Below are 13,846 nucleotides of genomic sequence, written 5' to 3'. Positions count from 1 at the left end.
CAGGTATCCTGCTGTTTTGGCAGATTACCTACCGATCAGGATACACTCGTTCAGAGGCCGTTTTCAAACCCGGCTTTTCTCATTTTATCGTGATCCTATCGACAAAGACGACTTACAAGAATAACAAGATTACTGATTATCAATATTTTAATTGGCAATTAATTTGCTTATTATAATTTACGTACACATTTGCGTAACTAAACATACCTGCCATGAATCACTTTGCAACCTCTAAGCCTTCTGCGGATTTTTATGATTTACTGGCCACCTACGTGGAACAGGTGCGTCTGTCTTATCAACTTCCCAAACAATCGGCTCTACTGGCTTCCCTAAAGGCCCGAAATCAATCAGGTAGGCCGTTGAATTTCAGACACAAGTAGATCAAATCCCTTATCAGCGACACGTTTATGGTCTAGCTTTACAGCCTGCACATTGGCCTGGCCGGACCAAATAGCAAACGGTAAAGCTGTACGGTCCATCGTAGCAAGATCAGTTTCTAACAATAGTCATACCGTTTACTAGTATAACCACCAGGTTACCCACCGTTCAGTTAATTTACTAATCTGGTAATCCCAACAGGCAGCGACCTTAGCGATCAACAAAACCAGCCCCGATTGTAGTCGATTGTACAAATCATTTACAAATCGACCAGTCAGGCTGCTAACTCGCTGCTGGTATGAATGGGTTGCTGAAAACGACGGGGTTCCGGTACATAAGCTGTTTGATAGCTATACACGTTGGGTACTGGCAGGGAACCACGCCCCAAACGGACCGGCACAAACCCGTTTTGCGACCGGCTACCGCTACGGCAACCGTACTGATCTGCGAAAGTCGCAGCGCCTATGCCTACCATAGTCACGAGTGCCACGGCCTGGCCCGCTGCCGATCAACCATAAGCCGCGTCAGTACGGGCAGTGCCCGCAGCCTTGGTTACAAACCCTGCCGGATTTGCTACTGATCGGTCGGGCTTTCAGACCGGGAGGTACAGGCTGAACGTAGCGCCCTGGCCGGGTTTGCTGGTGGCGGTAAGGGCTCCCCCGTGGTTTTCGGCCACCTGCTGGCAAATGGCCAGTCCAACGCCCGTACCCGGAAATTCGCTCTTGCTGTGGAGCCGCTGAAACACCTGAAAAATACGATCCAGGTACTTCTCGTCGAACCCGATACCCTGGTCAGCCACGCTGATCCGATGAAACTGCCCGGCTTCGCTGGCTACGCTGATCGTGGCCGGTAGTTCGCTCACCTCACAAATGCCGTATGTTACCTGTACGCTGGGCGCCCGATTAATGGGGGTGAACTTGAGCGCATTACTGAGCAGGTTCTGGAACAGTTGTTCCAGCTGCGACTGATCGCCGTTGATGATCGGCAGCGGCTCGATCTGGATGCTGGCATTTCGCTCGTCGACGATTACCTGTAGGGTATTGAGTACTGTGCTGATGACCTCGTTCAGCGAAACCGTTTCCAACACCCGCTTGCGGGTTGTAACGCGTGAGTAGGTCAGCAGATCGTGGATCAGGGTAGACATACGCGAACCGGCCGCAGCCATCCGCTGAAGCAGGTCCTTTACCTCGTCGCTCAGCCCGGTCTGGTAGTGTTCGGTCAGCAACGACGAAAACGACTGAATCTTGCGGAGCGGCTCCTGCAGGTCGTGGCTGGCTACGTAGGCAAACTGCTGGAGGTTATCGTTCGAGCGTTTCAGCTCCTGGTTAATCTGGCGTAACTCCTGGGTCCGTTCCTGCACGCGCACCTCCAGCTCACCCGCCAGGTTCCGGTAGCGGCTTTCGCTCTGCTCAATCTGCTGGCGGGCCATCACGCGTTCCGTTACATCGACCGCCATATTCAGAATGGCATAAACCCGGCCATCGAGGTCGGTCAGCGGCTGGTAAACGAAGTTGAACCAGAACGTCTGTAGCTGGCCACCAACAATCAGGTTGGCCGGCTGCTCGTTGGTACGGTATAGCTGACCGGTCTGGAAAACGTTATTCAGCAGCGGAATAAATGGCTGGCCTTCCAGCTCAGGCAACGCTGTAGCCAGTTTCTGCCCGATTACAGCCGGAGTTTTGCCCCAGATCCGGATCATCGACTCGTTGGCAACCGATATGATCAGGTCTTCGGACTCATAGACCGCTACCGCAAAAGGCGCCAGCTCAACGATGTTTCGAAAACGGGCCTCGCTGTCTTCCAGCCGGCGCCGGTCCTGCAACTGCTGCGTAATCTCCTGACTGAAATCAACGATGCTGACGCTGCCGTCGGGCTCCTGAACCGGTTCAAAACTGGCGTAGAAATAAGCCGTCTCCAGCTGCCCGTTACGTTCGAGCATGACCGGCAACTCCGGCGCCACAAACCGCTGCCCCGTCTGGCGCACGGTATCGAAAATAGCCTTCAGCCCCTGCTCCGACAGTTCTGGCAATGCTTCGAGCAAAGGTCTGTTTTTCAGCTGGCTCGATGGGCGACCCGCCATCCGGGCCAGCTGCTCGTTAACCAGCTCGAACGTTAAGTCGGGGCCGCTCAGTAGTCCCAGGCCGATAGGCGCGTGCTTCAGAATGGTCTGCAACCGGTCTTCGCTTCGTTGCAGGGCCTCCCGATCCAGCATCTGCGAGGTTACGTCCTGAACGATACCACTCACCCGGTAAGCGACCTGTTCGGCGTTGAAATAAGCCTTTCCCTGACAGTGAAGCCAGCGTAGCTGACCATCGTTGGCCGCTACAGTACGAAACCGGACATCGTACTGCCCCCCCGAGTCGGGGTTTACGGCCCGCGTCAGCGCGTCACGAAGTCGGGGCAGATCATCGGGGTGAACCTGATCGATCACATGCTCGTACGGCACCAGATCGTCGCCTGAGAAGCCGTAGAGAGCTTTGCATCGTGCATCCCACCGAACCCGTTCGCGGATCGGGTCCCAGTCCCAGGTACCTACACCAGCAGCCTGCAAGGCAAAGCTCAATCGCTCATTCTCAGTTAGTGAATCAGGATTAAAAAATTCAGTCTCGCCGGCCATAACGTGTAGATATACTAATCGCTAAATTATACAGATTTAGTCATATAACTAAGGCCAGACTCGTGTTTGCCCTGGCCCGAAGCGGTTTGGGGCTTCATCTATCGAACCAGATTCAGGCCGAAGAGTTCGGATACGATCAATAGCGAGCCGATTGGGGCAGAAACGCATTGACCGGGGACTCGGTTAGCCAGGCTGATTGCTTCTGGCCAACGGTCTTTGTCCGGTTTTGCAGTGCCTGAATTAGTGCTTTTGGTGAAGGCAGCCACTAACCTATCGGCAAACGACTGCCTCGTAAACGACTTCTTATCGATATAGTTCAGCCGATCAGTACCCTGTGCATAACTGCCCCGTATTTTCCCGCTATCGGCCGGGTATTTTCCGGCTGGGTTCCGACCGGATTAACCCGGAATTATTCATATGGCCCAAATTACTTTCTACAGGGGGCGTAAGGGCCTCTGATCGCATCGTCAGGAAACGAGCATAACCTAACCCACTGATTAAAAGCTATTTCATATATCGCTCTGTTCGTCTATCTGTTTACTCGACACCGTTTGTGCTTAGGGTACACATTTCGGCAGCGTACCGATAAATAAGTGGCCTGCAGGCTGGTTTGTTAGCTGATAGAAATGCCCATTACTTTGCCCTCAAATTCTACTTAAAATCAGATTTGTGACATGAAAAAATTCAACTTATTAATGCTGCTGGTCATTGGCTTGCTGGCAGGTACCCAGTCGTACGCACAGATGGCCATTGATAAAGGAACCAAACTTTTGAACGCGGGTATTGGCGTTGGTGGAGGCTACGGGTACGGCGGGCTTGGCGGATTCGGGGGTTACAACAGAGGTATCTTACTCGGCGCTTCGTTCGAAGTTGGCTTGATGAAAAATATTACGGTCGGTGGGTTTGCCGATTATCGTCGTCTCAGTTTCAACGGTATTGGGGTAGATTACGGTGTCAACTACATCTATTTTGGCGCTCGTGGTTCTTATCACTTTAATGAACTTCTCAGCGTACCTGACAACATTGACCTGTATGCCGGCATAGGACTGGGGTATCTAAGCGCGAACTACGACGATGCTTATTTCGGAGGTTACAATGCAGGGGGCGTCTTTCTTCCCGTACATGTTGGCGGTCGTTATTTGTTCACGGAGAAAGTTGGAGGATTTGCGGAGATAGGATCGGGTGGAGCCCCGCTGAAACTCGGCGTTACCTTCAAGCTGTAGCAGAAGACCGAAGCAGGTAGCTATATCACTGGCGTAGGGCTGGTAAAACAATCCCGGTTGTCGTACGATGACCGGGATTGTTTATTTTTGGAACCATCTGATACCCACCTACCCATGAAAGTTAGTCTAGTCCTGCTTATCCCTGCGTTCCTGTGCCTGTCTCCCCAGACCATTAACCGACTGTCAGCTACGGTCACTACCCGACAGGTTCAGCAGGGGAAGTCCATTACCATCAAAGGAGAAGTGTTTTACCAGCGGAATGGCAACATGGTTACCCATTTCTCGTTTCCGCGCCGGGTGGTTATTCTGGCCAACAAGCTCGGCGAAACCAGCATTTACGATCCTGTCCGAAACGCGGTCATTCGCTACCAGAACGAAGCCTTCAGCACCCAAACGACCCAGATTTCTTTTTTCCTGAACGGTACTACGTCCGATATGGGGCTGATTCAGGCCGGCTTCGTACAGGCTAAAACCACCAATACGGGCAAACTGCTGGTTACGGACTGGCGGCTTAAAACCCCGAACAAAAAAGCACCTGTACAACACGTCAGAATCGTATACGACCGGGCCAACCCGATCTACATGCACTACGAAGACGGCGCCGGGAAGGTAATCCGGAAGGTCTATTTTTACAACTACCAGCCTCTGGAAGGTCGCCCTTTCCCGACTACAACCACCGAAATCGTTTACCAGAACCGCGATTCAACCGTTTCTAAAACGGTTTATTCAGATTTCCGGCTGAACAGCGCGGCTTCCAGTCCTTATTTCGATTATTCTATTCCGGCTAACGCTACCGTTGAGCAATGAACCGCTGGCTTTCAGGGCTCGTAGTTGCACTGGGTGTAACTATCGGCAGCCGGGCGCAGACACCGGTTTCAGATCTACAGCTGCTGGCTGATCGTGATTTTCAGAACAGTGCCGTGTTTGCCCAGTACCGCCGGGCCGGCAATTCGCAGCGACCGGTGCAGTATCGCCAACGGAGCTGGGTAGCACGCTACAATCCGGTTTCGCTGGTGCTGAAAGGTTCTCTGCTGGGGTATCAGCGGCTCATGTCGCAGCAGCTGGCCCGAAACTGCCCCTATCAGATCACCTGCTCCAACTTCAGCAAACTGGCCATTGAACGATACGGCCTCGTCAAAGGCGTGTTTATGAGCGCCGACCGGATTATGCGCTGTAACCGCATAGGCTTACTCGATGTGCCAGCCGTTGATCTCAACCCGGCCGATGGCACGATCATTGACTCACTGAGCCGCTACCAATGACGACATCTGTTTACTGGATACTGCTGGCCGGTTGGTTGCTGGCAGGCCGGGCCTGCGCTCAGCCATCGGTGTTTAGCCAGGAGTGGCAGTTTGCCCACTACCTGGCCGATAAGGAAGAGGTAGACGAAGCCTCGTTTGTCTTACAATCGATCGATACACGCCAGCTGAGCAGACCTCAGCTGGATTCGCTGGCTTACCTGACCGGCTGGCTCGCCTACAGCGGAAAATCGCTCGAACTTGCCAGCCAGCACCTGCTGTCCGTATCGTCGGGCTCGCCTTTTTACATCAAATCGCAGTATTTTGGCGCTTATTGTTTAACCTTCCAGCAGAAGCTGGATGCGGCTTCGGCGGTGGCCCGGCAGTTACCGGCACCGGATTCAACACTCCGCGAGCTTAGGGCTTTCGAGGAGGCTGGCATCGCCCTGCTGCAACGTCAGTTTCAGCGCTACGACACGCTGCGCCAACAGTTTCGGTATTCGTCCTATGCGTTGAGCGCGGAAGAAAAACACCTGGATAGCTACCGGGCTGGCTTGCAGGCGCAGAAACGCCGTTCGCCCGCAGTAGCCGGTCTGTTGAGTGCCGTTGTGCCGGGCCTGGGCAAACTGTACGCGGGGAAACCAAAGCAGGGTATTGCGGCTTTCTTACCCGTTCTCACTTTGGGGCTGCTCACCTGGGAGGGCTACCGGAAAGATGGGCCCAAGAGCCTGCGGTTTCTGGGGTTCGGCTCTCTCTTCACTCTCTTCTACGGGGGCGCCATCTGGGGAAGCACCCTGGCCGTACACGTGCAGCGCGATCAATTTAACCGGACTTATGATAACAAGATTCTGTTTGATATGCACATTCCTTTGCGTAACCTGCTTAACCGGTAGGGCGCAGAGCCGGCTTCAGACGGCCGATTCACTCTATACATCGGGGCAGTTTCTGGCGGCCCGGGTGGCCTACGAGCGCGCCATCTTCATGAGTTCGGACCCCGGCGAGCAGTTCACGGCCGCTTTGGGGAAGGTGCAGTGTCTGAAGCAGCAGGGTCTTTATGCCGCATCGGTACCCTTTCTGAACAGCCAGCTGCAGCTTCTTTACCCCGACAGTCTGCTGTACCGGCTCCGGTACGAACAGATCCTGTGTGCTTACCTGGCCGGGCAGTTCGAGAATACCCTATCGCTCCTCGATCGTTTACCCTACTTACACCCGACCGTTCGGGCAACGCCCCTGCTGTTGGCCATCCGGATTCTGGCCCTCAATGAACTTCAGCGCTGGCAAGAGGCTCAACTACACTTTCGGGAACTGCTATCGGCGCTGCCCGACTCCGCCACGACCCGGCAGGACCCTTACCAACATCTGCCCCAATTGAAGAACGCCAAAAAAGCGCAGTGGCTCGCTACGTTTATTCCGGGCGCCGGCCAGTTGTACGCGGGCAAACCGGGCGAGGCTGCCTTATCGATTCTGGTTCAGTCGGCGGGTTTGTATTTTGGGCTTACGAGCTTCCTGCAAGGGTATTACCTGTCGGCCTGGGGGATCGGAGCCGGCCTGTTTGGTTCGTTCCAGGCAGGGGGCGTTCGCCGAACCGACGTGCTGATTCGGGAAGTCAACACCCGGCGGGCCAACGCGTTTAACACGCAGGTACGCCAGCAGATACTGACCCTGGTCCGGTAAAAAAAAGCGCCTGCCTTCTCGATGAAGGCAGGCGCTGGATCGATCAGACAGGCCCGACTAGTTTTTGGCCCACATGAAAAACTTCGGATTGTCGATATAAGGCGACAGGTTATCGTGGTTAACAATCAGGACAACGAAGTCCACCAGGGGTACAATCCCGAAAATACCACCGCAGGTAAGAATGTAGCCCACCCAGGTCAGCGTTTCGGTACCTAAGTAAAACCGGTGAATACCTAGTCCTCCCAGAAAGAAGTTCAGCAGCAAAGCCGGTACAAACTCTTTACCACCGGCTTTTACCCGGGCCGCGCCCGTCAGGTCGGCGGTCAGTTGCTGGCTCTGTAAGAGGTTAGTACTAACGGTGGCCAGGCTAACGTCTTCGCTTTGAGCAAATAGCTGCTCAACCTGCTGATCATCAACTAGGTAAGCGTCTACCGACAGATCAGCAGCGCGAGTGGTGAGGGTTGCTACGGTGAGCAGGCAAAAAACAAGTAACTTTTTCATGGTACGTATGGTATAGTGGGACTTTTGTAAACAGCCAAAAATAAGGCTTATTCCCAGACATCAAACGCACCTCTCCAAAAAGCAGCCTGTTTAAGTATTTATACCCAACTTACCCTATCGACCTGCCACCTCTTTCAGCGTTGTTATGCCCATATTCCAGAGGATGAACGAATAGATATCGGCCGTCGTCTCGATGTTCTTCTTGGTATTGCTGGCCCCGTGCCCGGAGTTGACATCGACCCGGATCAGCACCGGGTTGGTGCCTTTATATACCTCCTGCAGGGTAGCCGCGTATTTGAACGAATGGGCCGGTACAACCCGGTCGTCGTGATCGGCGGTGGTGATCAGGGTCGCGGGGTAGTTAAGGCCCGGCTTCAGGTTATGCAGGGGCGAGTAGGCATACAGTGCCTTGAACTCGTCGGCATTGTCGGCGCTGCCGTAGTCGGCAATCCAGTTCCAGCCAATGGTGAACTTATGGAAACGAAGCATATCCATAACGCCTACCTGCGGAATAGCCACCCGGAACAGCTCGGGCCGCTGGTTCATAACGGCGCCGACCAGCAAACCGCCGTTCGAGCCGCCCTGGATGGCCAGCCGGGCCGGGCTGGTGTATTTCTGGGCAATCAGGTACTCGGCCGCGCCGATGAAATCGTCGAATACGTTCTGTTTCTTCAGCTTCATCCCCTGCTCGTGCCAGGTTTCGCCGTATTCGGAGCCGCCCCGCAGGTTAACCTGCACGTAAATACCGCCCTGCTCTAGAAACGGAATCCGGAGCGGGTTAAAACCGGGAGGCAGGCTGATGTTGAACCCACCGTAGCCGTATAACAGCGTCGGGTTGGTACCGTCCAGCTGCAGGCCTTTGCGGTAAGTCAGGAACATCGGCACCCGTGTACCGTCTTTGCTGGTGAAAAACACCTGTTTGGTTTCGTAATCGGTTGGTTTGAAATCTACCTCCGGCGCCCGGAACACCGTACTTTTCCGGCTGGCCAGATCGTAGCGGTAGATCGTGGGCGGGAAGGTAAACGACGTAAAGGTGTAGAATACGAACTTGTCGTCTTTCTCGCCCCCGAACCCATCGGCCGAGCCGAGCGTAGGCAGCTTGATCTCGTTTTCGAGTTTGCCCTGGTAGCTGTATACGTATACCCGCGAAGTGACGTCCTTCGAATATTCGGCGAAGAGTTTGCCGCCAGCCGTACGGGCGCTGACGAGCGGTTCGGGCTTTTCGGGCAGCACCGGCGTCCATTTCTTCGATGCGGTGCTGTAGCGCATGATTTTGTTGTTGGGCGCGTCGGCGTTGGTTTCTATGAGCAGGTCGGCCCCGTCGTTGTCGAGTACGCTGTAGGTGAAGTTGGTCACCTCCCCAATCACCGGCACGAAGCCCGTGGTTTTGGCCCGGGCGTCCATCACCAGGAGCGCGTTGCCGTCTTTTCCTTTGCCGCGGTCGCTGATCGTCAGCAGTGCAAATCGCTCGTCGTCGGTGGTGCCGACGATATGAAACCGCTGCGGATTGGCGGCATCTTCGTAGACCAGCCGGTCGGCGCTCTGGGGCGTGTTGATCGTGTGGAAGAAGACCTGGTGGTTTTCGTTTTTAGCCGCCAGCGCCGATCCTTCGGGTTTGGGATAGCGGCTGTAGTAGAAGCCGTTACCCTGCCAGGCCGCCCCCGATACCTTTACCCACTCGAGGGTTTCGGGCAGATACGTCTTGGTAGCCAGGTCCATAATACGGTACTCCTGCCAGTCGGAGCCACCCTTCGACGTGCCGACAACGGCGTAGGCGCCATCTTTCGAGAGCGAGAACGCGCCCAGCCGGGTTGTGCCGTCGGTCGAGAGTTTGTTGGGGTCGATGACTACTTCGGGCTTACCGTCGAGCCCCCGCTGCCGGTACAGCACCGACTGATTCTGCAGGCCGTCGTTCTTGGAAAAGTAGTACCAGTCGCCCTTGCGGCTAGGGGCCGAATATTTGGGGTAGTTGTAGACCTGTTCGAGACGGGTCTGAAACTGACGGCGGTACGGAATCTGGGCCAGGTAGTCGAAGGTGACCTTGTTCTGGGCAGTCACCCAGGCCGCTGTTTCTGCCGAGCGGTCGTCTTCGAGCCACCGGTACGGGTCGGCTACCGATGTGCCGTGATACGTATCGACCTGGTCGATTTTTTGGGTAGCCGGATACGATAAGGACGGATTGGTCTGGGCCTGAGCGGCCGATGAACTGAGCATAAGCAATACGGAAAGCGAAGCAGGAAGGCGCATGATGAAGTATTGATAAATACCGGGAGCAAATATAACCCATAAGTTCGGGCTGGCGCTTCGGAAAGGCAAGGCCGTCGGTACATTCGTTTTTGTTTGTAGCCGCTTGCAATTACGATAAATACTTATCTCATTTACAAATAATTACTCATTCCTTCCTTCCTCATGTTACGACTCCCGGCTGGCATTCTGATTGGCCTGATGTACCTATGGTGCATCCTGACGGGTCAGGTGTCGGCGCAGTCGGCAGGCGGAACCAACCAGGTTCATTTTCGAGTCGATCACATCAGTGTCGACGACGGGCTAACCCAGGGCTCGGTTTATTACATGCTCAAGGACAGCCGGGGGTTTTTATGGCTCGGCACCCAGGACGGCCTCAACCGCTACGACGGGCACCGCTTCCGAACCTACCGGCCTGCCCTCGATGAGCGCGGCACCCCGCTGCCCGGCACCCTGCGCGGGGTCAATATCTTCGGCATCATCGAAGCGCCCAACGGCGATCTGTGGGTCGGTACCGAAGCCGGCCTGAACCGGTACGACCGGCGTTGCGACCGGTTCGAGTTCATGAATTCGCCGGGCAAACAGCTCATCGCCAGCCGTACCCTGCCTTTCTTTGTCGACACCACCAGCCTGTTGTACCTCAGCGACCGCGAGGGACTCGTGCATTTCGATTACCAGACCCGACAGCGAACGGTGCTGGACCCCAGCCTGCATCCGACCAAAGAGTACGACCTGCAAAGCTCAACCGTTCGCACACCCGAAGGCGACATCTGGCTGCACGAACCTAAAGGCCTGCTCCGCTACAACCTGCGCACCCGTTCGTATGTGCGCTATTTCAGCGACCGGCCCGGCAATAAACTCGGGTCGGTCCAGGCCGTTTTCTCCTTTCTGATCGACAAAGACAGCGTGGCCTGGATCGGAACCGCCCAGGGGCTGATTCGGCTCGACTACCGGCATAATACGTTCCAGACCTACGAAACGGCAGGCGCCAAGCCGATCAGTGCCATCTACAGCATCAGCGCCGATCAGCGGGGGCGGCTCTGGCTCGGTACCCAGCGCGATGGTGTGCTGTATTTCGACAAGCGGTCGCGGTTGTTTGGCCGGGTCAACGGTTCGCTCGACAACGCCCGCCCGCTCACCGATTTCAAGATCACCAAACTGTACGTCGACGATCTCGGCATCGTCTGGGCCAACGTCGACCCCGACGGGCTGGCGCGTATCGTTCCCGATGCGTTTCAGTTCAACGGCATGATCAAACGGCTGGCCGTACCTACCCTCCCCCCCGACCAGACCCTGAGCAACTACACCATCCGGGGTTTTCTGGAAGAGCGCTTCGACCGGCTCTGGATCGCTACCGAAAACGGCATCGACGTACTCAATCCACAAACCAACCGGATCGTTCAGCGCTATCTGACCAATATAGGCCGGAACGATCTGCCGGTAAACACCTTCGTAAAATGCCTCTACCGCGACCCGCAGCGCCGGATCTGGGTAGGCACCACCGGTGGGGTGATGGTTTACCAACCCCAGACCCAGACCTTTGACCCGATCCGGTTCGAGCCCACAACGAGCCTGGTGGCCGGCAACTACACCCGAAACCTGGTCAGCCTAGCCGACTCCCTGCTGATTGCTGCTACCGAAGACGGCATGTACGCGCTCAACACCATCCGGAAACGCTGGAGCCGGGTAACGCACCTGGCCGGGCAAAATATCTTCAGCTTCTGGTACGATGCGCCAGCGCGCCAGCTCTGGATCGGTACGTACCTGAACGGTTATTTCTGCTACCAGCTCCCGTCAGCCAGGCCCGGTGCCGGACCGGTCAATCCGCTGGCCTGGCGGCTGATCCGGACCGGCCTAAACGGCTATACTATTCTGCACATCCGGCCCGGTCCGAACGGCAAAACCCTCTGGCTGGCGTCTGACCGGGGGCTGGTCGCGCTCAAACCCCATACGGGCCGCTTCCAGCTGTACGCCGAACCGCAGGGGCTGGCCAATTCATTCGTGTATGGCTCCCTGACCGATGTTCAGAACCATATCTGGCTCAGCACCAATCGGGGCCTGTCGCGGATCGATCCGGTTACGCAGACCGTCAAGAACTTTACGCCCGCCGACGGCATTCAGGGCTACGAGTTCAACGGAAACGCATTCGTACGCGTGGCCAACGGCGACATGTACTTTGGCGGGGTCAACGGCTTCAACCGCTTTCAGCCCGACCTGTTCCGCAGCAGTTTTTTCAATCCGCAGGTTCATATTTATTCGTTCTCGGTCAACGAGATGCCGCTGGCTGCCTACGCCTATGTCGATGAGGTAAACCAGATTGACCTGACCCACGATCAGAACACCCTCTCGCTGGAGTTTGCCGCGCTCGATTACGTCAGCAACGGCCGCAACACCTACCAGTACCAGCTGAGCGGGTACGATGAGAAATGGGTATCGGCGGGCGAGCGGAACTACGTCCGGTACGCCAACCTGCCCCCCGGCAACTATACTTTTCAGGTCAAAGCCGCCAACCGCGACGGCCACTGGAGCAACCACGTCCGGAAACTGGCCATTCATATCAGCCCCCCTTTCTGGCTGCGGTGGCCCTTCGTGCTGCTGATGAGCCTGCTGGCCGCGCTGCTGATACTGGGCTGGATACGCCGGCGCGAAAACGCCATCCGCACCCAGCAGGCCGAACGGCTCCGGCTGGCGTACGACATTCAGGAACAGGTTAAGAAAGATATTGCCCGCGACCTGCACGACGAGATCGGCACCCGGCTGGCGACCATCAAACTGTATACGACCCAGCTAACGCAGCAGGTAGGCGAAACGCCGGGTATCTTATCCCTGAAAACCACCATTTTCAGCCTGATCAACGACACCATCGGCGACATCAGGAACCTGCTCCGCAAGCTGAACCCCAAAACGCTGGAGCAGCATGGCTACCTGCCCGCCATCGAGGAACTGATCAACCGGATCAACGCCAGTGGTATCGTACAGGCGCAGCTCCTGCTCGATCAGTCGATGGAAGACAACCGCCCCAATACGGTGCTGACCAACCGGTTACCGACCGACGTAGAAGTGATGCTGTACCGGATTACGCAGGAACTGCTGAGCAACTCGCTCAAGCACGCCAACGCCCGCTACATTGCCCTCCGGGTGCACCAGTCGCAGCACATGGTGACGCTGGTTTATACCGACGACGGCAACGGGTTCGATTACGAGGTCATCCAGCAGAAAGGAAACGGCCTGGGTTTGGGTAGCATTGAGTCGAGGGTGGCGCTTCTGAACGGGAAGATAGACTGGCAGACGCAGCCCGGCAAAGGACTCAGCGTCACGATCGACATCCCGATCGGGGCCTTACCCGGCCGACGGCTCTACCAGGCGCTGATTAATTTATCGGGGCTGGAAAATTAAGCTTGCTTCACCCGCGAAACAACGTTGAACTGCCTATCCTTAATTACGGCCTCATAAACAGTTGCCTATATACGCTGCGGCCTAACTCAGCCACTCACGCGTTACGGCATTAAACCAACCAGCACCCGACGGCATCGGTGCTATGACTGCGAACGCATGTTCGTCTAAACCTAATACGCTAAACCTGCGATCCCAGCGTCTAAAAGCAGGTTGTACTGATGATACTTAACGGAACAGTTATTTGTGATGCTTCTCGTATGCTTGGCATCAATCGCAATACCGTCATCGCCACAATTCTCTAATATTTAGTTGGCAGTTAAATCTATTTTGTTTATGGACATAAAACCTGATACACATACAGAACAAGGATTAGTTATGGCTCTGTTGAAGGTGTGAAGATTGTCACTGGCTTGAATCGTTTATGCAACAATCTATCTTATATTTATTTTATTTTAATATATATATACATATATTTCGACCAATCATTCACTTAATCAAGCTTCTGATATGAAAAAGAAAATGTAACGTGCGTTACGTATCCTGGGCTGTATCACGCTGTTTACGGGGGTTACATA

10 protein-coding genes are annotated in these 13,846 nt (G+C 55.2%); 7 read left to right on the top strand and 3 right to left on the bottom strand.

From position 1 onward, the window contains the following. Positions 1 to 676 precede the first annotated feature (676 nt). Entirely contained in the window at positions 677 to 958 is a 282-nt protein-coding gene (locus tag EQG79_RS18530) for a hypothetical protein (protein WP_129603145.1), read from the top strand. A 12-nt stretch (positions 959 to 970) separates the two neighbouring features. Here EQG79_RS18530 and EQG79_RS18525 read toward each other — a convergent pair whose 3' ends face one another. Next, a complete protein-coding gene (locus tag EQG79_RS18525) occupies positions 971 to 2,941 on the bottom strand; it encodes a PAS domain-containing sensor histidine kinase (protein WP_165358923.1) in 1,971 nt (656 codons plus the stop codon). A 728-nt stretch (positions 2,942 to 3,669) separates the two neighbouring features. Between EQG79_RS18525 and EQG79_RS18520 the strand changes: the two genes are divergently transcribed. The 5 genes from EQG79_RS18520 to EQG79_RS18500 all read left to right on the top strand — a co-directional run bounded on the left by EQG79_RS18520 (position 3,670) and on the right by EQG79_RS18500 (position 7,130). After that, positions 3,670 to 4,218, top strand: coding sequence for a hypothetical protein (locus EQG79_RS18520; RefSeq protein WP_129603141.1), 549 nt, complete (start codon positions 3,670 to 3,672; stop codon positions 4,216 to 4,218). Positions 4,219 to 4,332: 114 nt separating this feature from the next. Next, positions 4,333 to 5,025 carry a LolA family protein gene (locus EQG79_RS18515; protein ID WP_129603139.1) on the top strand — a complete coding sequence of 231 codons (693 nt, stop codon included), beginning with the start codon at positions 4,333 to 4,335 and terminating at the stop codon, positions 5,023 to 5,025. Further along, positions 5,022 to 5,480 (top strand): membrane protein insertion efficiency factor YidD, encoded by a 459-nt coding sequence (gene yidD / locus EQG79_RS18510; protein ID WP_077923028.1) that lies wholly within the window; start codon positions 5,022 to 5,024, stop codon positions 5,478 to 5,480. The genes EQG79_RS18515 and yidD overlap by 4 nt, the downstream gene beginning before the upstream one ends. Further along, positions 5,477 to 6,349: a hypothetical protein gene (locus EQG79_RS18505; protein ID WP_129603137.1), complete on the top strand. Its 873-nt coding sequence runs from the start codon at positions 5,477 to 5,479 to the stop codon at positions 6,347 to 6,349. The genes yidD and EQG79_RS18505 overlap by 4 nt, the downstream gene beginning before the upstream one ends. Then, positions 6,309 to 7,130, top strand: a complete 822-nt coding sequence (locus tag EQG79_RS18500) for a tetratricopeptide repeat protein (protein ID WP_240699390.1) — start codon at positions 6,309 to 6,311, stop codon at positions 7,128 to 7,130. The genes EQG79_RS18505 and EQG79_RS18500 overlap by 41 nt, the downstream gene beginning before the upstream one ends. Before the next feature lie 57 nt (positions 7,131 to 7,187). On the opposite strand, the gene EQG79_RS18495 is transcribed toward EQG79_RS18500, so the two are convergent. Next, entirely contained in the window at positions 7,188 to 7,631 is a 444-nt protein-coding gene (locus EQG79_RS18495) for an NINE protein (RefSeq protein WP_129603133.1), read from the bottom strand. A 114-nt stretch (positions 7,632 to 7,745) separates the two neighbouring features. Next, positions 7,746 to 9,878: a prolyl oligopeptidase family serine peptidase gene (locus EQG79_RS18490; RefSeq protein WP_129603131.1), complete on the bottom strand. Its 2,133-nt coding sequence runs from the start codon at positions 9,876 to 9,878 to the stop codon at positions 7,746 to 7,748. A 162-nt stretch (positions 9,879 to 10,040) separates the two neighbouring features. On the opposite strand from EQG79_RS18490, the gene EQG79_RS18485 reads away from it, so the two are divergent. Continuing rightward, positions 10,041 to 13,271 (top strand): sensor histidine kinase, encoded by a 3,231-nt coding sequence (locus tag EQG79_RS18485; protein ID WP_129603129.1) that lies wholly within the window; start codon positions 10,041 to 10,043, stop codon positions 13,269 to 13,271. The last annotated feature ends 575 nt before the right edge of the window (positions 13,272 to 13,846 follow it).

This window comes from Spirosoma sordidisoli (assembly GCF_004138325.1).
GTDB classification, from domain to species: Bacteria; Bacteroidota; Bacteroidia; order Cytophagales; family Spirosomataceae; genus Spirosoma; species Spirosoma sordidisoli.
This window is presented reverse-complemented; position numbering and strand designations above follow the sequence as displayed.